The organism is Uliginosibacterium sediminicola, from assembly GCF_039631295.1.
Lineage (GTDB): Bacteria > Pseudomonadota > Gammaproteobacteria > Burkholderiales > Rhodocyclaceae > Viridibacterium > Viridibacterium sediminicola.
On record NZ_JBDIVE010000002.1, the window covers coordinates 672,993 to 693,265 of the forward strand.

At 62.8% G+C, this 20,273-nt stretch carries 15 protein-coding genes; 12 read left to right on the forward strand and 3 right to left on the reverse strand.

Annotation, left to right across the window (positions count from 1 at the left end; all coding sequences use genetic code 11):
• Positions 1 to 166 precede the first annotated feature (166 nt).
• The 6 genes from ABDB84_RS06945 to ispH all read left to right on the forward strand — a co-directional run bounded on the left by ABDB84_RS06945 (position 167) and on the right by ispH (position 6,432).
• Positions 167 to 1,132, forward strand: coding sequence for a bifunctional riboflavin kinase/FAD synthetase (locus ABDB84_RS06945; RefSeq protein WP_345918970.1), 966 nt, complete (start codon positions 167 to 169; stop codon positions 1,130 to 1,132).
• Entirely contained in the window at positions 1,122 to 1,499 is a 378-nt protein-coding gene (locus tag ABDB84_RS06950; RefSeq protein WP_345918971.1) for a GxxExxY protein, read from the forward strand. Before ABDB84_RS06945 ends, ABDB84_RS06950 begins: the two co-directional genes overlap by 11 nt.
• A 71-nt stretch (positions 1,500 to 1,570) precedes the next feature.
• The gene (ileS, locus tag ABDB84_RS06955; protein ID WP_345918972.1) at positions 1,571 to 4,363 is read left to right on the forward strand and encodes an isoleucine--tRNA ligase; all 2,793 of its coding nucleotides are present in this window, start codon (positions 1,571 to 1,573) and stop codon (positions 4,361 to 4,363) included.
• Positions 4,360 to 4,851 (forward strand): signal peptidase II, encoded by a 492-nt coding sequence (lspA, locus tag ABDB84_RS06960; RefSeq protein ID WP_345918973.1) that lies wholly within the window; start codon positions 4,360 to 4,362, stop codon positions 4,849 to 4,851. Before ileS ends, lspA begins: the two co-directional genes overlap by 4 nt.
• Positions 4,852 to 4,853: 2 nt before the next feature.
• The gene (locus ABDB84_RS06965) at positions 4,854 to 5,279 is read left to right on the forward strand and encodes an FKBP-type peptidyl-prolyl cis-trans isomerase (protein ID WP_345918974.1); all 426 of its coding nucleotides are present in this window, start codon (positions 4,854 to 4,856) and stop codon (positions 5,277 to 5,279) included.
• Between the two features lie 208 nt (positions 5,280 to 5,487).
• Positions 5,488 to 6,432, forward strand: coding sequence for a 4-hydroxy-3-methylbut-2-enyl diphosphate reductase (ispH, locus tag ABDB84_RS06970; RefSeq protein WP_345918975.1), 945 nt, complete (start codon positions 5,488 to 5,490; stop codon positions 6,430 to 6,432).
• A 15-nt stretch (positions 6,433 to 6,447) separates the two neighbouring features.
• Here ispH and ybaL read toward each other — a convergent pair whose 3' ends face one another.
• The 3 genes from ybaL to ABDB84_RS06985 all read right to left on the reverse strand — a co-directional run bounded on the left by ybaL (position 6,448) and on the right by ABDB84_RS06985 (position 11,668).
• The gene (gene ybaL / locus ABDB84_RS06975) at positions 6,448 to 8,085 is read right to left on the reverse strand and encodes a YbaL family putative K(+) efflux transporter (protein WP_345918976.1); all 1,638 of its coding nucleotides are present in this window, start codon (positions 8,083 to 8,085) and stop codon (positions 6,448 to 6,450) included.
• Positions 8,086 to 8,258: 173 nt separating this feature from the next.
• A complete protein-coding gene (locus tag ABDB84_RS06980) occupies positions 8,259 to 9,719 on the reverse strand; it encodes a pectinesterase family protein (RefSeq protein WP_345918977.1) in 1,461 nt (486 codons plus the stop codon).
• A 173-nt stretch (positions 9,720 to 9,892) separates the two neighbouring features.
• Positions 9,893 to 11,668: an ABC transporter ATP-binding protein gene (locus ABDB84_RS06985; protein WP_345918978.1), complete on the reverse strand. Its 1,776-nt coding sequence runs from the start codon at positions 11,666 to 11,668 to the stop codon at positions 9,893 to 9,895.
• 222 nt (positions 11,669 to 11,890) lie between these two features.
• Between ABDB84_RS06985 and ABDB84_RS06990 the strand changes: the two genes are divergently transcribed.
• The 6 genes from ABDB84_RS06990 to ABDB84_RS07015 form a co-directional block, all read left to right on the forward strand.
• Positions 11,891 to 13,504, forward strand: a complete 1,614-nt coding sequence (locus ABDB84_RS06990) for a phospholipid carrier-dependent glycosyltransferase (RefSeq protein WP_345918979.1) — start codon at positions 11,891 to 11,893, stop codon at positions 13,502 to 13,504.
• 205 nt (positions 13,505 to 13,709) lie between these two features.
• The gene (locus ABDB84_RS06995; protein ID WP_345918980.1) at positions 13,710 to 14,027 is read left to right on the forward strand and encodes a hypothetical protein; all 318 of its coding nucleotides are present in this window, start codon (positions 13,710 to 13,712) and stop codon (positions 14,025 to 14,027) included.
• Positions 14,028 to 14,055: 28 nt separating this feature from the next.
• Positions 14,056 to 16,233, forward strand: a complete 2,178-nt coding sequence (locus tag ABDB84_RS07000; protein WP_345918981.1) for a type I secretion system permease/ATPase — start codon at positions 14,056 to 14,058, stop codon at positions 16,231 to 16,233.
• Between the two features lie 23 nt (positions 16,234 to 16,256).
• Entirely contained in the window at positions 16,257 to 17,603 is a 1,347-nt protein-coding gene (locus ABDB84_RS07005; protein ID WP_345918995.1) for an HlyD family type I secretion periplasmic adaptor subunit, read from the forward strand.
• Between the two features lie 4 nt (positions 17,604 to 17,607).
• Positions 17,608 to 18,240, forward strand: a complete 633-nt coding sequence (locus tag ABDB84_RS07010; RefSeq protein ID WP_345918982.1) for a response regulator transcription factor — start codon at positions 17,608 to 17,610, stop codon at positions 18,238 to 18,240.
• A 150-nt stretch (positions 18,241 to 18,390) separates the two neighbouring features.
• A partial coding sequence (locus ABDB84_RS07015) for a retention module-containing protein (RefSeq protein ID WP_345918983.1) occupies positions 18,391 to 20,273 on the forward strand: 1,883 nt, incomplete at its 3' end.

Genomic DNA, 20,273 nt, shown 5'->3' on the forward strand with positions numbered 1-20,273 from the left:
CTTCCTTGACGCAAAGGACGCAAAGGAACGCGAAGGTTCACAAAGGAAACGCTGGAAAGTTTCCCTTCGTGAACCTTCGCTTTTCTTCGCGCCCTTCGCGTCCAAAACATCCCCTCAAAACCTGCCCCCCTGCCTGTTATAATTCGCCCTTTTTCGTCAAGCTGTTATGCAGGTTTTCCGGGGCATCCCCCAATCCAGCGATCAGCCTTGCGTGCTGACCATCGGCAATTTCGATGGTGTGCATCTGGGCCACCAGGCTTTGCTCGCGCGGCTGCGCCATCGCGCCGCAAGCCTTGGCCTGCCTACTGCCGTGCTGACTTTCGAGCCCTTGCCGCGCGAATTCTTCGCTCCCAAGGACGCGCCGCCGCGTCTGGTGAGCCTGCGCCGCAAACTTGAGCTGCTCGCTGCACAAGGCGTGGACCGGGTCTATGTGCAGCCTTTCAACGCGCGCTTTGCCGAGCTCAGCGCCGAAGACTTCATCGACAAGGTGCTGGTCCGTGGCCTGCGCACGCGCCACCTGCTGATCGGCGATGACTTCTGTTTCGGCAAAGGCCGCCGCGGCAATTTCGCCAGTTTGCAACAGGCCGGTGCGCTGCGCGGCTTCCAGGTCGAAGCGCTCGACACCGTCGCCCTCGGCGGCGAGCGCGTCTCCAGCTCGGCGGTGCGCGAAGCCATGCTCGCTGGCGACATGGCACATGCCAATCTGCTGCTCGGCGCGCCCTACGAGGTGATCGGCCGCGTCATCCACGGCGACAAGATCGGCCGCACCATCGGTTTTCCGACCGCCAATATCCAGTTACGCCAGACCACGATGCCGCTGTCCGGCATTTTCGCGGTCACTGTCGACGGAGGCCCCCTGCGCCAAGCCATTGGCGCCTGCAGTATTGGCGTCCGACCGACGATTGGCGACAAGCTGCAGCTGCGTCTCGAAGTCTTCATCCTCGACTTCGCTGGCGACCTCTATCACCAACGGCTCTCCGTGCGCTTCTGGCACAAGATCCGTGACGAAGCAAAATACGATTCACTGGATGCGCTGAAAGCGGCGATTGATGATGACTGCGCGCGAGTGAAGCAGTATTTTTTCGACGCGAAGTACGCGGAGAAAGACGAAGGTTCGCAAAGTGGAGCTTGAAGAGCTCAGTCACGCGGTCATTGGAGCCGCGATGGAAGTTCACTCTCAGCTCGGCCCGGGGCTTCTCGAAGCGCTTTATGTGGAAGCCCTGCATTGTGAGTTGCGCCTTCGAGGAATTTCCGCACAGCGCGAGGTAGAGGTTCCGGTGATGTACAAGCACCTCCAGCTGGGCCAGACACTGCGCCTGGATCTGTTGGTAGACGACCGCCTGATCGTGGAAGCAAAATCAAGCGACGAAATACATCCCGTGCATGCGGCGCAATTGTTGACCTACCTGAAATTGAGTGACAAACGCCTTGGGCTACTCCTCAACTTCAACGTTGCGTCCATGCGTCAAGGCATTAAACGAGTGGCTAATGGCGTCTGATCAAACTTCGCGGACCTTGGATTTTCTTTGCGTCCTTCGCGTCAAAAACTAAACCTGAATTACTTGGCACCATGGCTGATTACAAACAAACCCTGAACATGCCCGACACCCCGTTTCCGATGCGCGGGGATCTGCCCAAGCGCGAGCCCGGCTGGGTGCAGCAATGGCAACAGAAGAAGCTTTACGAGAAGATCCGCGCCGCTTCGGCTGGCCGGCCGAAGTTCATCCTGCACGACGGCCCGCCGTACGCAAACGGCAATATCCACATCGGTCACGCGCTGAACAAGATCCTCAAGGACATCATCGTCCGCAGCAAGACGCTGGCCGGCTTTGACGCGCCCTACGTGCCGGGCTGGGACTGCCACGGCCTGCCGATCGAGCACAAGATCGAAGTCACCCACGGCAAGAACCTGCCGGCCGACAAGGTGCGCGAGCTCTCGCGCGCCTACGCCGCCGAACAGGTCGAGGGGCAGAAGAAGGACTTCGTGCGCCTGGGCGTGCTCGGCGACTGGGAGCACCCGTATCGCACCATGGACTTTGGCAACGAGGCGGGCGAGATCCGCGCGCTGGCGACCATGGTCAAGAATGGCTGGGTGTTCAAGGGCCTCAAGCCGGTGAACTGGTGTTTCGACTGCGGCTCGGCACTGGCTGAAGCCGAGGTCGAGTACGAAGACAAGAAGTCGGACGCCATCGACGTGGCCTTCGCGTGCGCACAGCCCGAGCAGCTGGCTGTCGCCTTCCAGCTCGATAGCCTGCCCAAGCCGGCCTACGTGGTGATCTGGACCACTACGCCCTGGACCATCCCCGCCAATCAGGCGCTGAATATCCACCCGGAGTTCGACTACGCCCTGGTCGATGTGGGTGACAAGCTGCTGGTGCTGGCCGCCGAACTGGTGGAGAGCTGCCTGAAGCGCTACGACCTGCAGGGCGAAGTGATCGCCACAGCCAAGGGCGCGCGTCTGGCCAGCATCGAATTCAAGCATCCTTTCTATGATCGCGTCTCGCCGGTCTACCTCGCTGAGTACGTCGGCCTCGACGCAGGTACCGGCATCGTGCATTGCGCACCGGCCTATGGTGCAGAGGACTTCCAGGTCTGGCGCGCCAACGGTCGCGGCTTCGACGAGATCCTCAATCCCGTGCAAGGCCACGGCGTGTATGTGCCCAGCCTCGAATTCTTCGGTGGCCAGTTCATCTGGAAGGCCAACCCGAACATCGTAGAGAAGCTGCGCGAAGTCGGTGCCCTGCTCAAGCACGAAACCATCACGCACAGCTATATGCACTGCTGGCGCCACAAGACGCCGATCATCTACCGCGCCACCGCGCAGTGGTTCGTCGGCATGGACCACAAGCCGGACGGAACGACCAGTCTGCGCGAACGTGCACTTGCGGCCATCGAAGAGACCGCCTTCTTCCCCGCCTGGGGCAAGCCGCGCTTGGCAGCCATGATCGCCAATCGCCCCGACTGGTGCATCTCGCGCCAGCGCAACTGGGGCGTGCCGATCCCCTTCTTCCTGCACAAGGAGACGGGCGAGCTGCATCCGCGCACGGTTGAACTGATGGAAGAAGTGGCGCAGCGTGTCGAACAATCCGGCATCGAAGCCTGGTTCTCGCTGGATGCAGCCGAGCTGCTCGGCGCGGAAGCGGAGCAGTACGTCAAGATCAACGACACGCTGGACGTGTGGTTCGACTCCGGCACCACGCATGTGCACGTCATGCGCGGCTCGCACGCGAAGGACCACGCCTTCCCGGCCGACCTCTATCTGGAAGGCTCGGACCAGCATCGCGGCTGGTTCCACTCGTCCTTGCTGACCGGCTGCACCATCGATGGCCGCGCGCCCTACAAGGCCCTGCTCACGCACGGCTTCGTGGTCGACGGCCAGGGTCGCAAGATGAGCAAGTCGCTGGGCAACACGGTCGTGCCGCAGGAAGTCTCCGACAAGCTCGGCGCCGAAATCCTGCGCCTGTGGGCGGCTTCGACCGACTACTCGGGCGAAGTGTCGATCAGCAAGGAAATCCTCGATCGCGTCGTCGAAGTCTATCGCCGCGTGCGTAACACTTTGCGCTTCCTGCTCGCCAACACGGCGGACTTCAATATCGAGACCGACGCCCTGCCCGCCGAGCAATGGTTCGAGATCGACCGCTACGCCCTGGCGCTGACGCGTCAGCTGAGTGAAAGCGCCGAAGCCGATTACGCCAAGTACGAATTCCACCGCGTGGTGCAGGCCCTGCAGCTGTTCTGCTCGGACGACCTCGGCAGCTTCTACCTCGACATCCTCAAGGACCGCCTCTACACCAGCGGCGCCAAGTCGGTCGCACGTCGCTCGGCGCAGACCGCGCTGTGGCACATCACGCAAACCCTGGTGCGGCTGATGGCGCCCATCCTCAGCTTCACTGCGGAAGAAGCCTGGGCGGTGATGTCGGGCAAGCCGGACGACAGCGTGATGCTGCACAGCTTCCACACCCTGCCCCAGCTCAGCGTCGACGAAGCGCTGATCGCACGCTGGAAGATCATCCGCGAAGTGCGTGCAGAAACGATGAAGGTGATCGAAGCGCTGCGCACGGAAGGCAAGGTCGGCGCCTCGCTGCAGGCGGAAGTCACGGTGGCGGCGAGCGGCGACAAGTTCGCGGCGCTGAACGCCCTCGGCGACGATCTGCGCTTTGTCTTCATCACCTCGGCCGCCAGCGTGACGCAAGTGGCCAGCGAAGCGGAGGAAGCCATCATCGCCACGCCCAGCAGCTACCAGAAGTGCGGGCGCTGCTGGCATTACCGCGCGGACCTCGGCCGCAACCCGGCGCATCCCGAACTTTGCGGTCGCTGCGATGACAATCTGCACGGCGCAGGCGAAGTGCGGAGCCGCGCATGAGCAAGCGTTTTGCCGGCTGGCTGGGCTTGTCGCTGCTGACCATCGTCTTGGATCAGTGGAGCAAGCTCGCCATCGTCGCCCGCTTTGCCGAGAACGAGTACCTTGAGCTGGGCGCGTATTTCAACCTGACCCTGCGCTACAACCCGGGTGCGGCGTTCAGCTTCCTGGCCGGGCACGATGGCTGGCAGCGCTGGTTCTTCAGCGTACTGGCGGTGGGCGTCAGCGCTTACCTGCTCAAGCTGATCCGCGATCATCAGCACGAAGCGCTGCAGCCAGCCGCCTTCGCGCTGATCGTCGGCGGCGCCCTGGGTAATGTGATCGACCGCTTCCACTACGGCCGGGTGGTCGATTTTCTCGATGTGCATATCGGCACTCTGCACTGGCCCGCCTTCAACCTCGCCGACTCGGCCATCTGCCTGGGCGTCACACTGATGCTGCTGGCCGAATGGCGCCGCAGCCGCAGCGCACGCAGTACCGGAGCCCACTGAACATGATCCACGCCAACAGCCTCGTGACGCTCAACTTCCGCGTCACCCATCCTGCCACCGGCATGACCCTGATCTCCACCTTCGAAGCCACGCCGGCCACCATGCAGCTCGGAGCCGGCGAGTTGAGCCCGGCACTCGAAGCGCGCCTGATCGGCCTCGGCCCCGGCGCCCGCGAAACCTTCCACTTCGGCCCCGGCGAAGCCTTCGGCCCGTACAGCGAACAGCTGGTCGAAAAGGTTGCCCGCGAGCACATTCCGGCGACGCTCTACCTTGAGCAGGACACGGTCTACTCCTTCCCCGCGCCCGACGGCAGCAGCTACCCGGGCCTGGTGCGCGAGCTCACCGAGCAATACGCCCTGATCGACTTCAACCACCCGATGGCGGGCAAAGCCGTCGATGTGGATGTGGAAATCATTGGGGTGATTTAAACAGGACTTCACCGCGAAGACGCGAAGGAGCGCAAAGGGCCGCAAAGGAAAACTCAGCCCTTGGAAATACGAGCTGCCAGATCGAGCATCCGCAGCGGAGTAATCTGATGTGCTTTGACGCCTTTCTTTGCGGCCCTTTGCATTTTCTTTGCGCCCCCTCGACTCGCTCGGGGCAGGCTTTGCGGTGAAGCTTTAAAAGGTTCTATCCATGACCCAAGAATCAGAAGTCCTTCTCGCCAACCCGCGCGGTTTCTGCGCCGGTGTTGAACGCGCCATCGGCATCGTCGAGCGCGCGCTGGAAATCCACGGCGCACCGATCTATGTGCGTCACGAAGTGGTGCACAACAAGTTCGTGGTCGAGGATCTGCGCAACAAGGGCGCGGTGTTCATCGAAGACCTGGCCGATGTGCCCAGCGGCAGCACGCTGATCTTCTCCGCCCACGGCGTGCCGCAAAGCGTGCGCCGCGAGGCTGAAGCGCTGGGTCTGCGCGTCTTCGACGCGACCTGTCCGCTGGTCACCAAGGTGCACCTGGAAGTGGCGCGCATGCGCGCGCAGGGTCGCGAGATCATCATGATCGGCCACAAGGGCCACCCGGAAGCCGAAGGCACCATGGGCCAGAGTGAGGGCGGCATGTATCTGGTCGAAACCGTCGAGGACGTGGCCGCACTGCAGGTCGCCAATGCCGAATTGCTGGCCTACGTCACGCAAACCACGCTGTCGGTCGATGACGCGCAGATCGTCGTCGATGCGCTCAAAGCGCGCTTCCCGAGCATCGTCGGGCCGAAGAAAGACGACATCTGCTACGCCACGCAGAACCGCCAGGACGCCGTCAAATTCATGGCGCCGCAGGTTGATGCGGTGATCGTCGTCGGCTCCAAGAACAGCTCCAACAGCAATCGTCTGCGCGAAGTCGCCGCCGCCCGCAACATCCCCGCCTGGCTGGTCGACAACGCCGCCGGCATCGACCCGAGCTGGCTGCAAGGCAAGAAGCGCATTGGCGTCACCGCAGGCGCGTCGGCGCCGGAAGTGCTGGTCAGCGAGGTCATCGCGCGCATCCGCGAACTGGGCGCCAAGACCGTGCGCACGCTCGACGGCGTGACCGAGAACGTCATCTTCCCGCTGCCCAAGGAACTTCAGGAACAGCGCGGCTGAGCGCCTGCGCGGGCTTCAGCCCGCCGCCAGGCGCAACATGCCGAGGGCGATTTCGCGTTCGCCCATGATGGTGTGGTCGGCGCCGCAGTTCATCAGATGCGTGGTTTCGGCATCGGAATGCGAGCGCGCGATGATCAGCAGATCCGGCTTGAGCGCACGCGCCTGCTGGATCACCTGGCCGGCCTCGAAGCTCTGCGGGATCGCGACATACAGGCAGCGCGCAGCGGCGATGTTGGCCGCTTGCAGTGCGTGCGGATTGGCGGCATTGGCAAAGATCACGCAGGCGCCCTGCTCGCGCGCCGCCAGAACCGGCCGGTCGCGATCTTCAATCACCACAAAGTCATGCCCCTGCTCGTGCAGGCGCGCGCCAATCAGGCTGCCCACGCGACCGTAGCCGACGATGACCGCATGCTCGCGCAGCGTGGTTTCAATCAGCGCAAGCGGCTGCGTGCGCGGATCCTTGTCCTCCGCCTCAGGTGCGAACTGCGCGCGCCCGGCAATGCGCTCGCAAATGCCGAAGATCAGCGGATTCAGAAGAATGGAGAGGATGGCGCCAGCGAGGATCAGATCGCGCCCCTGCTGTGGGAACAGCCCCAGCGCGACGCCCAGGCCCGCCAGAATGAAGGAGAACTCGCCGATCTGCGCCAGGCTCGCCGAGATGGTCAGCGCCGTGGCATGGCTGCGACCGAGCAGGCGCACGATGATCCAGGCGGCGAGCGATTTGCCGACGAGGATGATGCCCAGGGTCGCCGCCACAGCCAGCGGCGCCTGCAGCAGGATGCGCGGGTCGAACAGCATGCCGACCGAGACGAAGAACAGCACCGCAAAGGCATCGCGCAGCGGCAGGGATTCCTCGGCGGCGCGGTGGCTGAGCGTGGACTCGGCGAGGATCATGCCGGCGAAAAACGCCCCCAACGCAAAAGACACGCCGAACAGCCAGGCCGCGCCCGCCGCCACGCCCAGGGCGACGGCCAGCACCGACAAGCTGAACAGCTCGCGCGAACCGGTATGCGCCACCCAGTGCAGCAGGGCGGGAATCAGCCGCCGGCCGACCAGCATCATGAACAGTACAAAGCCGGCCAGCTTGAGCAGGGTGAGCCCCAGCGCGGCGTAAAGCGTGCTGCCGCCATCGCCCGCTGCGCTGAGCGCCGGAATCAGCACCAAGGCCAGCACCATCGCCAGATCTTCGACGATCAGCCAGCCCACGGCGATGCGGCCACGCTCGGTGTCAATCAGGCGGCGCTCCTGCAAGGCCCGCAACAGCACGACCGTGCTGGCCACCGACAGCGCCAGACCGAAGACAAAGCCGCCCGCCAGATGCCAGCCCAGCAGCCGCGCCAGACCCATGCCCAGCGCGGTGGCCACGGCAATCTGCACGATGGCGCCGGGGATGGCGATGGCGCGCACCGAGAGCAGATCCTTGAGCGAGAAATGCAGGCCGACGCCGAACATCAGCAGGATCACGCCAAGCTCCGAGAGCTCGGCGGCCAGCGGCAGGTCGGCCACAAAACCGGGCGTTGCCGGGCCGATCACCACACCCGCCAGCAGATAGCCCACCAGCGGTGACAGGCGCGCCTTGTAGGCCAGTGCGCCGAAGATGAAAGCGAGGACGAGGCCCGCCACCAGGGTAGCGAGCAAGGGGCCGAGATGCATGGGAATTCCGTATGTCGATCAAGAAGAAAAGCACTGACACAGAGTAGAACTCCCGAATGCCAAAAGGTTCTGGCGATAGCCGGCTAAGGCGATATCCCGTGAGGATTCAAGAAAAAGGCCGCAGTGCGTGATGCACCGCGGCCTGCAAACTACGCCAGCGAAGGCCAGTTGTTTTACTTGGCGGCGCCTGCGCCCGTGTTGAGGTACTCGCCCAGATAGGGATCGGACGTTGTGCCGTAGTTGACCGGGTTGGAGCTGCTCCAGTCCTTCCACGGCGTCGTGGTATTGATGAAGGCGTCGATCTTCACGCCGCGCAGGATCATCTTGCCGATCGGGCTCGACAGGCTGCTTTGCGGCCATTGGCGCGCAAAGGAAACATTGCTCGCCCCGTTCGAGCCGGTGAAGGAGCCACCATTGAACAGGAAGCCGTAATTGCCGGCCTGGGTGCTCGGTGCGCCGATGGTGCTGCCGTTCTTGCCGCGCGCGGCGGTGTAGTTGATCTGGCAATTGTCGAACACGCCAGTGCCGGCGCCGAAGATGAAATCGACATCGCCTTCAACATAGCAGTTCTGCGCGTAGAAGCGCTTGCCGGCACCATCGACCCACAGCGTGTCCTGATTGCCGTACATCCGCACATTGTCGACATGCACTTGGTCGGCAACGGTGTAGACGGCCACCGCCTGATCCGTGCCCGAACCGCTCTCGACACGGCTATTGGTGATGGTCAGGTTCTTGGCTTCAAAACCGGTGTTCTGGATGATGAAGGCCGCGGAGCAGGTCGTGCCGATGGCGCTGCCCTTGCCTGCGCAGGAATTCACCCAGGACTGGCCCGCGCTCGTGTAATTGCTGGCCTTCACCATTGCCGCATATTCGCTGCCGCTTTGCAGCGCGCTGGTGGCGATCTGGATCTTCACCGAAGACGCTGCACCCGTGCTGTAAAGCGTGATCGGCGGGCCTGAGGGCACGAAGACCAGCTCGTTATAGGTCCCTGCCGTCACCAGGATGTATTTGCGCGTCGAGCCTCCGGCATTGATCGCAGCATTGATGGCCGACTGCACGGTCTTGTAGCTGCCGCTGCTGCTGACCGTGTAATCCGGCGTGCTGGGCGTGCTGATGGCCGCCGGCGTCCAGCTGCCCAGGTATTTGGCAACGGTGAAATTGGCGGCGACCGCGGCGCTCAGCTGTGGCCGCGTGGCGGTCGAGGCCGGCGCGCTGGTGGCGGCAGACGAGGCCGAGCTTGAAGCCTTGGAAGAACTGGACGAACTGGCCGCAGCGCTTGACTTGCTCGAAGCCGCCGCCGAGCTGCTCGACTTCGATGAGCTGCTGCTGGCGACGCTGGACGATGTGCTGGAAGAAGCGCTTGACGAAGCGCTGGCCGTCGGCCCGACCGAACACCAGGCGCTGCTGGTAAAGCTATTGCTCGGGAACAGCGCGGTGCTGCAGGTGAAAGAGCCGCTCAGCGTCGTATAGACGAAAGAACCGCTCTTGCCGAGCGCCACCGTATGGGTGCCACTCATGGTGCAGGTGCTGCCGACCTGCGCGCACTTGGTATAGCCCGAAGGGTAGTCGGTTGCCGCCAAGGCGCCACCGGCCATGCCGAGCGCCAGGGCGCCCAGCAGAAGCTTGCTGTTCATGAATTGTCTCCAGTCTGATGTATGCCGGATCAATCAATGCACGCTTCTGCGCATCGCAGCCCCGGTCCTGACGATCATTCGTCGCCAGGGCGCATCCTAGTCTTCGTGGCGACGGGCGTCACACGGCAATGCAGCAGCATCTGCCGCAAACACCAAAAACATCAAATATGCGATCAGGCTTGCTGGATCGCGTACATCGCACCGAAGCGCGTCGAGGGGTCGTGCGCCAGTTGCTGGAAGCCGCCCTGCTCGATCAGCTGGCCGCGTTCGAAGACGAGGATCTTGTCCGCCTCCTTGAGCGTGCTGATGCGGTGCGCGACGATGATCATGGTGCGCCCGGCGCCGTACTCGGCGATCAGGCCCTGCATGACCGTCTGCTCGGTGGCCGAATCAAGGGCCGAGGTGGCCTCGTCGAGCAGCATGATCTGCGCATTGCGGCAGATCGCCCGCGCAATGCCGATGCGCTGACGCTCGCCGCCCGACAGCGAATAGCCGCGCTCGCCAACCACCGTATCGAGGCCCTCGGGCAGGCGCGCGATGAGATCGTCCAGACAGGCGATCTGGCAGGCGCGCTGCAGCAAGGCCGGCGTCACTTCGCGCGTCATGGTGATGTTTTCTTTGAGCGAGAAGTTGAACATCTCGGTCTCCTGCAGCACCACGGCGATGTTCGCGGTCAGCTCCTCATGGCGGATCGCATTGATCGGCACACCACCGATCTTCAGTGCGCCCGCCTCGATGTGATAGAGCCCCAGCAAAAGCTTGATCAGGGTGGACTTGCCCGAGCCGGAATGGCCCGCGATGCCGACAATCTGGCCGCGCAGCACCTCCAGCGACAGCGGCCCGACGGCGGGCTTGTCGCCATAGCGGAAGAAGGCATCGACCAGCTCGATCTTGCGCCAGTCAGTCGGGAACTTCTGCTCGCCCTTGGAGAGCGAATTGTCGCTCCAGAACAGCGGCATCATGCGCGCCAGGTTCGATTTGCGCTCGATCATCAGCTGCAGGCGGTCGGTGAAATCCACCGAGGAGTCACGCAGCTTGTCGAAGTACACCGCATAGGTCAGGAAAAAACCCGGCGAGAGCTGGCCATGCATGACCATGTAGCCGATCACCAGCAAGTAGCTGCCCCAGCAAATGCCATTGTGCAGCTGGAAGCACATCCACTTGGTGTTGCCCAGGCGCAGGCGCTCGTAGGAGAGCTGGCGCGCCAGTTCCTCGCGCGCGGCAATGGTGTTGGTCATGCCGCCGGCCGCGCCCATGGCTTTCACGGCGAGGATGTTGGAAGCGCTCTCGACAAAGCTGCCGCTGGCGTTTTCCATCGACTTGTTGATGCGGTCGGAGAGCCGTGCGATGCGGTAATCGAAATACAGCTCGGTGCCCATCAGCACGCTGAGGTAGTAAACAAAGAACAGGATGAAGGCCGGGTGCAGGAACAGACAGGCGATCAGCGAGCCGATGAAGGACACGATGGCGGGAAACAGGTTGTTGAGCACATCGCCAGTCCACTCGCGCACCGACTCGGCGCCGGTGAGGATGCGCTGCGCCTTGTTGCCGGTGCTCTCGGTCTGATGCCAGGCCAGCGAGGAGTCGAGCAGGCGCTCGAAGCCCCAGACCTTGGCGCGGTAGCGGGCATTCAGGCTGATCCGCCCGAGCACGCGCTTGCTGCTCAGGCGCACCATCGACACCAGCACATGCCCGCCGGCGAGAATCGCCACCATCCACACGAAACTGCTGATCGCCGGTTGCGTGGCCGGGTCGGCCTTGACGTAGGCAATGAGGAAATTCGCCATCAGCCCGACCATATAGGGCGGCACCATGGTGTAGGAGAGCGCGCAGACCAGCACGACGAGGAAGCCCAGATACTGCCAGCGCTCCTGATCCAGGAAGTACCACAGCGCGCGCGGCAGATCGAAAAATGAAAACTGCTCCGGCTCGCGGATTGTTGGGCGCATGCAGAACTCCGGGTGTGACGTGCTTGACGGGCAGGACCAGCGCCACGGGAATGCGCTCGGGCACGCCGTCTGCCGCAGATGCCTATTTTACGACGGATCACCGGGCAACTTGATTCAGCGCATGAATCAAATTCACCTGTACATGATTGACATCAGTCTTCAAGGCCTTGCAAACTCGCGGACCAGCGGGCAACCACAGTCCGCACAGCGAGTGAGGAACAGATGGCTGCACCTAAAAAAGAGACTCCGCCCAGCAGTGCGCCCGCGACAGCCAAAGCTCAGGTCCAGCTTGAGCGCGCATCGCTGCCTCTCTACCTCCAGCCGGCTGCTCCGCTACTCTCCGCCATCGCCCGCCTGCCCGCACGCATCCGCACCCTGCTCTGCCTGCTGGTGGTCAGCATCCTGGCCAGCTGCATGTATTTTGTCGGCAACGACCAGCCGCCCTACCCGTTCTGGGACGAGAACTATCACATGACCTCGGCGCAACGCTATGTCGAGGGACTGGGCCATTTCGAACCGCACCCGCCGCTGGGGCTGCTGCTGATTGCCGCGGGTGAATCGATGTCGCACGCCAATGACGCCATCAACAAACACCAACTGGTCGTAGACAAGTATCTGGAGGGCGACAAGCTGCCCGCTGGCTTCAGCTTCGCCGGCATGCGCATGATGCCCAGCCTGTTTGCCGCAGCCACCGCGCTGCTGTTTTTCGGACTGATGCTGAGCCTCACCGAGAACCGCCTGTTCGCCCTGCTCTTCTCGACGCTCTATCTGTTCGAGAACGCCTACATCGTGCATTTTCGCGCCGTGCATCTGGACAGCTTCCAGATGTTCTTCTGCGTCGGCCTGCTGTGGACCTTCATCCATCTGTGGAAGCGTGCTGCGCCGCTCAAATGGCCGCACTATGTCGGCATGGGCGCGCTCGTCGCCCTAGCCATGATGGTCAAGGTCAATGCCGCCCTGTTCCTGGTGCTGTTCCCGCTGATCTATTTCAAGGATGCCGCCAGCCAGACCAGGCCACTGATCGAACGCCCCACCGACTTCCTGCTCAAGACCGGGGTCACCATCGTGACCATCGTGGCGATCTTCCTGGCGGTGTTCACGGTGCACGTCGCGATTGGCCACAAGATGCCCGATCTGGCCACCTCGGCTGCGCGGCAGGATCTTGAGAACATGTCCGCGCCCTACCGTGAATACCTGACGCAGAACCAGTCGATCTCTCCGCGCATCGTGGTCAGCGCCATGTCCGACTATTTCAAGTTCATGGACAAGGACCACCTCGGTGTGCCCAAGCTGGACATCTGCAAGCCCGGCGAGAACGGCTCCCACCCGCTGCACTGGCCGGTGCATGACAAGACGATCAACTACCGCTGGGATTCCGCCGACGGCAAGACCAGCTACGTGCAGCTGACCGGCAACCAGTTCAGCTGGTTCCTCGGCCTGGCCGCGGTGATCTACTCGCTGATCCTGATCATCAACCACCGACTCAACAAGCTGCCGGTCGACAACGCCCGCACCTATCATCTGATCGAGGTCTTTACCGGAATTTACATCGTCTTCATGGCGCTGCACCTCTACCTCGGCACGCAGCGCGTGATGTATCTCTATCACTACTTCCTGGGCCTGCTGCTCACCTATGTGCTGCTGGTCCTCAACTGGATCTACCTGAGCGATCTGCATAAGGCCAGCCTGCGCCAACGCATCGGCACGGCTTCGCTGATCGCAGGCTGTATCATTGCCAGCTGCCTGTTCTTCCTGCCCCTGAACAATCATTGGCCCCTGAGCAAGGGGCAGTGCGAAATGCGCAATGTATTCATGCAGATTGTGGAATGCCAGTAGGCAAGCCGCCTGGCCCGGCGGTCGGAGCTGAAGCATCAATCAGCCCTAAAGCCGGGTCTCCCCCCTGCCGTTAAGCAATAAGCCACCTCCGTTAATCGGAGCAGGCTTGGGGTTGCATTCTGAACAGATATGCGGACCGGAGCATTCTCCTCCGGTCTGAGTCACCCGCAATCGACTGCGGGTTCTTCTTGTAGAGCGAGCCAGCATGCCATATGTACGCAGAAACGCCGAAGGGTGTATCGTCGCCCTCCTGGATGCCGCAGAGTTTCAAGATCAAGAATTCCTGCCGGCGCGAGATGCGCAGGTGCTCGACTTTCTAGGGCTGGCTGAAGCCCAGTTCAGCTCGCTGGACGCCGACTTCATTCGCGTGGTCGAAGATTTGATCGATGTGCTGATCGTCAGCGGCGTCCTGCGCATGACCGATCTGCCCGGCGAGGCCCAGCGCAAGCTGCTCGCCCGCAAGGATGTCCGGCGCAAGCTAACTGGCGCGCTGGACCTCCTCGATAACAGCGACGTCATCTAAGACCTAAAATCAGAACGGTGCCCGCCCCATGACAGAGCCCCTTGCCAAGCCGCCTGCAGCAACCGCCGGCTGGTCGATCAATCCCCATAACAGTCATGTAGACCCGCTCATTGACTGCCTGGTCCTACTAACCCGCCATCACGGCAGCCCGATGACGGCCGAGGCCTTGGCCGCAGGCCTGCCACGCGTAGACAATCTGCTGCCGCCCTCGCAGTTGGCGCGCGCCGCCAGCCGTGCCGGACTGTCGTCTCGACTGGCCAAGCTGAGTCTGGACAAGCTACGCGCCCACCAGCTGCCAGCACTGCTGCTGCTCAAGGACAAACAAGCCTGCCTGCTGATGGAAGTCAGCCAGGACGGCCAGTGCCTGATCCGCGAGCCTGATTCGCCTGATGCCGCACGCAAGGTGCCGATGGACGAGCTGTCCAAGCACTACAGCGGCATGCTGGCGATCATCAAGCCGCGCTTCCGCTTCGATGCGCGTGCGCCGGAAATCGGCAATGTCCGCGGCCGCCACTGGTTCTGGGGCGCCATCTTCAGTAACTGGCGCCTGTATCGCGATGCGCTGCTGGCGGCACTGTTGGTGAATATCTTCTCGACCATCATCCCGCTGTATTCGATGAATGTGTATGACCGCGTGGTACCCAATCACGCTATCGAAACGCTCTGGGTGCTCTCCATCGGCGCGCTGCTGATGCTGCTCTTCGACCTGAGCCTGCGCACCATACGCGCCTACATCATCGATACCGCCAGCCGGCGCATCGATGTATCGCTGTCAGCCCTGATCATGGAACGCGTGCTGGGCATGAAGATGTCCTCGCGCCCCTCTTCGGTGGGGTCCTTCGCCGCCAACCTGCGCGCCTTCGAAGGTGTGCGCGACTTCGTCGCCTCGGCCACGGTGACCACCCTGGTCGATCTGCCTTTCGTCTTCATCTTCCTGCTGGTGATGGTCTGGATCGCGCCCTGGATGGCCGTGCCCTCACTAGTCGGCATGGCGCTGATCATCGGCGTGGCCTGGGTGACCCAGGCCAAGATGCATGAGCTGACCGAAACGACTTACCGCGCTGGCGCCCAGCGCAATGCCACCCTGATCGAAAGTCTGGTCGGTCTGGAAACGCTCAAGGCGCTCGGCGCCGAAGCGGAGTTCCAGCGTCGCTGGGAGCGTTCCACGCAGTTCATCGCACAAGTGAGCAACCGCACCCGCTTGCTGTCGGCCGGCACGGTGAACTTCTCGGTGATGATCCAGCAGCTAACCAATATCTGCACGGTGATGGTTGGCGTGTATCTGCTCGCCGATGGGGAATTGACCACCGGTGCAATCATCGCTGGCGGCATGCTGTCAGGCCGCATCCTGTCGCCGCTGGGTCAGGTCGCCGGGCTGATGATGCAATTCCAGGGCGCACGTACCGGCCTGGAGTCGCTGGAGCTGCAAATGGCCATGCCAGTCGAGCGACCGCCGGGACACTCCTTTGTGCACCGTCCGCAATTCAATGGCGACATTGAATTCAAGGATGTCAGCTTTGCCTATCCGGGGCGCGACCAAGCAGTCCTGCGCAAGGTGAATCTGAAGATTCGCGCGGGCGAAAAGGTCGGCGTAATCGGCCGCATCGGCTCCGGTAAAACGACGCTCGAAAAGCTGATCCTGGGTCTGTATGAACCCAGCGAAGGCGCGGTGCTGATCGATGGCGTCGATGCGCGCCAGATCGACCCGGCCGAGTTGCGTCGCGCAATCGGCTTCGTCTCTCAGGACTCGAACCTGTTCTACGGCACGCTCAAGGAAAACATCGCGCTGGGCACGCCCTTTGCCGACGATGCAGCGATCCTCGCCGCAGCCCAGCTCGGCGGCGTCACCGACTTTGCCAACGCACATCCTCAGGGTTTTGACATGCTGATCGGCGAACGCGGCGAATCCCTCTCGGGCGGCCAGCGACAATCAGTGGCCATTGCGCGCGCACTGATCAACGACCCGCCCATGCTCTTGCTCGACGAACCGAGCTCAAGCATGGACCACCAGAGTGAAGAACAGCTCAAGCAGCGCCTGCGCGCCTTTGCCACCCACAAGACGGTGCTGCTGATCACCCACCGCACCTCCCTGCTCGACCTGGTCGACCGCCTGATCGTCATCGACAACGGCGCGATTGTCGCCGACGGGACCAAGGCCCAGGTCATCGAGGCCTTGCAACATGGCCGCATCGGGAGAGCCGCATGAAAAAGTTCATCCAGTGGTTTTCAATGCACTTCGATGCAGCCATGGACCGTAGCCAGCATATGGCCCGCCACGAAGAGGCGGATTTCGAAGCCGACGCCGACTGGGCCTACAGCGAACAGACGCCGCGCGGTGCCCGTGTTGCCGTGTGGATGGGGGGCGGCTTTTTCCTGGTAGCGATCATCTGGGCCGCCCTGGCCGAGGTGGACGAAGTCACCCGCGGCCAGGGTAAGGTCATCACCTCGCGCCAGGTTCAAGTCATCCAGAGTCTGGACGGCGGCATCGTCTCGGAAATCCTCGTCAAGGAAGGTCAGCAAGTCAAAACCGGAGAGCTGCTGCTAAAAATCGACCCGACCCGTTTTGTGTCGAACTTCAACGAGAACCGCGCCGACTTCCTGTCGCTGCAAACCAAGGCCGCACGCCTGCGCGCACTGGCCGAGGGCACGCCCTTCAGCGTGCCGCCCGAGGTACAGTCGGACGCAGCTGAATCGGTGGAGGCCGAGCGCAGCCTCTATATGGCCAAGCGCTCCGAGCTGGATGCCAATATTGGCATCGCACGTCAGCAGCTGACACAGCGCAATCAGGAACTGCTGGACCTGCGCGCCAAGCGCGATGCAGCAGCCCAGGCCCTGGACCTGACCTCGCAAGAGCTCGACAAGACCCGCCCGCTGCGTGCCAGCGGTGCCGTGTCCGAGGTAGAGCTGCTGCGCCTGGAGCGCGATGTTGCGCGCTATCGCGGAGAAAAGGATTCGTCCGCAGCGCAGATTCCGCGCATCGAGGCGGCCATTTCCGAAGCGCAGCGCAAGATCCAGGAAATCGAAATCACCTTCCGCAACCAGGCACGCACCGAGCTCTCCGACACCCTCGCCAAGCTCTCTCGCCTGAACGAAGGCAGCGTCGCCCTGGCCGACCGCGTCAAGCAGTCGGATATCCGCTCGCCGGTCAATGGCACGGTCAAGCAGCTGCTGTTCAATACCGTCGGCGGCGTCGTGATGCCGGCCAAGGACATCATCGAGATCGTGCCAAGCGACGATGCGCTGGTCCTCGAAGCCCGCGTCCAGCCACGCGACATTGCCTTCCTGCACCCGGGTCAGAAAGCGCTGGTGAAATTCACCGCCTATGACTTCTCGATCTACGGCGGCCTGGATGCCACGCTCGAGCACATTGGCGCCGACACCATCGTGGATGAAAAAGGTAATGCATATTATGTTGTACGCGTCAGAACGGCTTCGACTACGCTAGGGAAGGAAAAACTGCCCATCATCCCCGGCATGGTGGCCGAGGTGGACATCCTGACCGGCAAGAAGTCCGTCCTCAGCTACCTGATCAAACCCGTACTGCGAGCCCGCGCCAACGCCTTGACCGAGAGATAAGTGCATGCGCCGACTTGATCTGCCTACCCTCCACATCCTGAGCACCGATGACGCCGTATTCCGGCGCATCAGTGCGCTGGATGCGCACCGCCAAACCCGCCGGATCACCGACCTGAGCGAACTTGCCAGACTGGCCGATGGCAGCCTGCTGATCTTCGACACCGCCCACGCCCAATGCCCCGCCTGGGACGACAAGCGCTGGCGCAGCTGGTGCGACCAGCTGACCGTGGTCGTTGCCAGCAGCGAACCCAATGACGCCGAAGGCATCTTGGCCATGGACGTCGGCGCCGCCGGCTACTGCCATATATATGCCAACCCGGCCACCCTGCGCCAGGTGATCGAGGTCGTCTGCAGTGGCGAACTGTGGGTCGGCCGCAGCCTGCTTACCCGATTGCTGCGCGGTGTCAGCGGCAAACTGCCAGCAGCGCCTGCGGCGCGCACGCATTGGCGCCAGCAACTGACCGAACGCGAAATCGAAGTCGCGCAACTGGCGGCACACGGCGAATCCAATCTTGTCATTGCCGAGCAGCTGGGCATTACCGAACGCACCGTCAAGGCCCACTTGACCACCATTTTCAGCAAGCTGGGCGTCACGGATCGCCTGCAACTGGCGCTCAAAGTCCACGGCGTGAAGTGACGCACGCTTTTTTTGCGCCGATGAGCGGCAAACTGTACCTAGGTACGATGCCCAAAGCCTTGCAAGCCCCTAGTCTTTCCCCCACACCCCCAATGAGGTAAGGCAGCTCAGATTCGCCTACCTCTCACCTCAACGCATTGGAGCACCACCATGGCAGAGAAGAACAACTCCCGCACGCAAAGCACCGTTGATCATGTCGATGGCAAAGTGTGGGTCAGAACCCCTGATGGCCGTCTCCATGCGCTCAAGGCGGGAGATCATGTCGAAGCCGGCCAGGTCATCGTAACCGGCGCCAACAGCCACGTGGCGCTCCATCAAGGTAGCGGCAACCAGCTGAATATCGGCCCGGACCGCACTGTCATCCTCGACCAGGACGTGCTCAGCAACAGCTCGCCGGACAAGACGGAAGCGGCCATCAAGCCGCTCGATAGCGACGCCTCGCAAATCATCGCCGCACTGAACTCCGGCGCTGACCCGCTGGCCGCGCTGGCCCCCACGGCCGCCGGTGTGGCAGGCGGTGGCGCCGACAACGGTCACAGCTTCGTGCGCCTGCTGCGTGTGGTTGAAGATGTCACACCGCAAAGCTTCGGCACCCCCAGTGACGCGCCCAGCGCCGATGCAGGGCAGACCATTGGTGGCGAGGATCGGGCCCAGGTGCCGGCAGAAACCCCGGCGCCGATCGTGGTCAGCGAGGTATCCGCAGCGCGCACCACGGAAGGGGGCAATCTCGACTTCACGGTCACCCTGTCGCAAAGCGCCAGCACCCCGACGACGGTCAGCCTGACGCCGAACTCCGGCACCGCCACCATCGGCACCGATACCTCGTCGAGCCTGCTGGTCTCCTTTGACGGCGGCAGCAGCTTCACCACGGTCACCGGCGGCAGCGTCGTCGTCCCCGTTGGCAGCTCCAGCTTCATCGTGCGTCTGCCGACGACCGATGACAACATCTCCGAACTGACTGAAACGGTCACCCTGACAGCGGGCACCCCGGCCAACACCACGCCGCTCACGGGCACCGGCACCATTGATGACAACGACGTGACGACGATCACGGTCAGCGGCCCGCCCGACGTCAATGAAGCGATCGGCACGGCGACCTACACCGTCACGCTGTCGACGCCTTCCGCCCTGCCTGTTACCGTCAGCTACAACACCAGCAACGGCACGGCGACCAGTGGCTCGGACTTCACGACCAGCACGGGCACCCTGACTTTCGCGCCCGGCGAGACCAGCAAAACGATCACGGTTCCGATCACCAATGACACGGTTTACGAAGGTCCGGAGACCTTCACGGTCAATCTGACCACGCCGACCAATGCCACCATCGGCACGCCGACCACCACCGTTACCATCCACGATGATGGCACCGGCACCGTGCCTCCCGGCACCACACCGGATGATGACCGTCCTGCCGTCGGCACTGTTTCTTCGCCCTCAGTGCTTGAAGGTGGCAATCTCGACTTCACGATCACTCTCACGCACGCTTCGACGACCGCCACCACGGTGACCTTGGTCCCCGCGTCCGGCACCGCAACCCTGGGCACCGACACCACCGGCAGCGTCCTCGTCTCCTTCGACGGCGGCAGCAGCTTCACCAGCGTCACCGGCAGCACCGTCAGCGTGCCCGCGGGCGCCACCAGCTTCGTCGTGCGCGTGCCGACGGTCGATGACGTCATCAGCGAGTCGACCGAAACGATCACCCTGGGCGCATCGACCCCGATCAACACCAGCGCGGTGGTCGGCACGGGCAGCATCCTCGACAACGACTCCAGCACCCTCTCCATCAGTGGGCCGAGCGACGTCAACGAAGCGGCCACTGCGGTGACCTATACCGTCACCCTGTCGACGCCGTCGTCCTCGGCTGTCACGGTCAATTACAGCACCGCCAATGGCACTGCCACGGCAGGCGCCGACTACACCGCCAACAGCGGCACGCTCACCTTCGCTCCGGGCGAGACGAGCAAGACCATCACCGTCGCCATCCTCAATGACACGGTCTATGAAGGCGCTGAAACCTTCTCGGTCAATCTCTC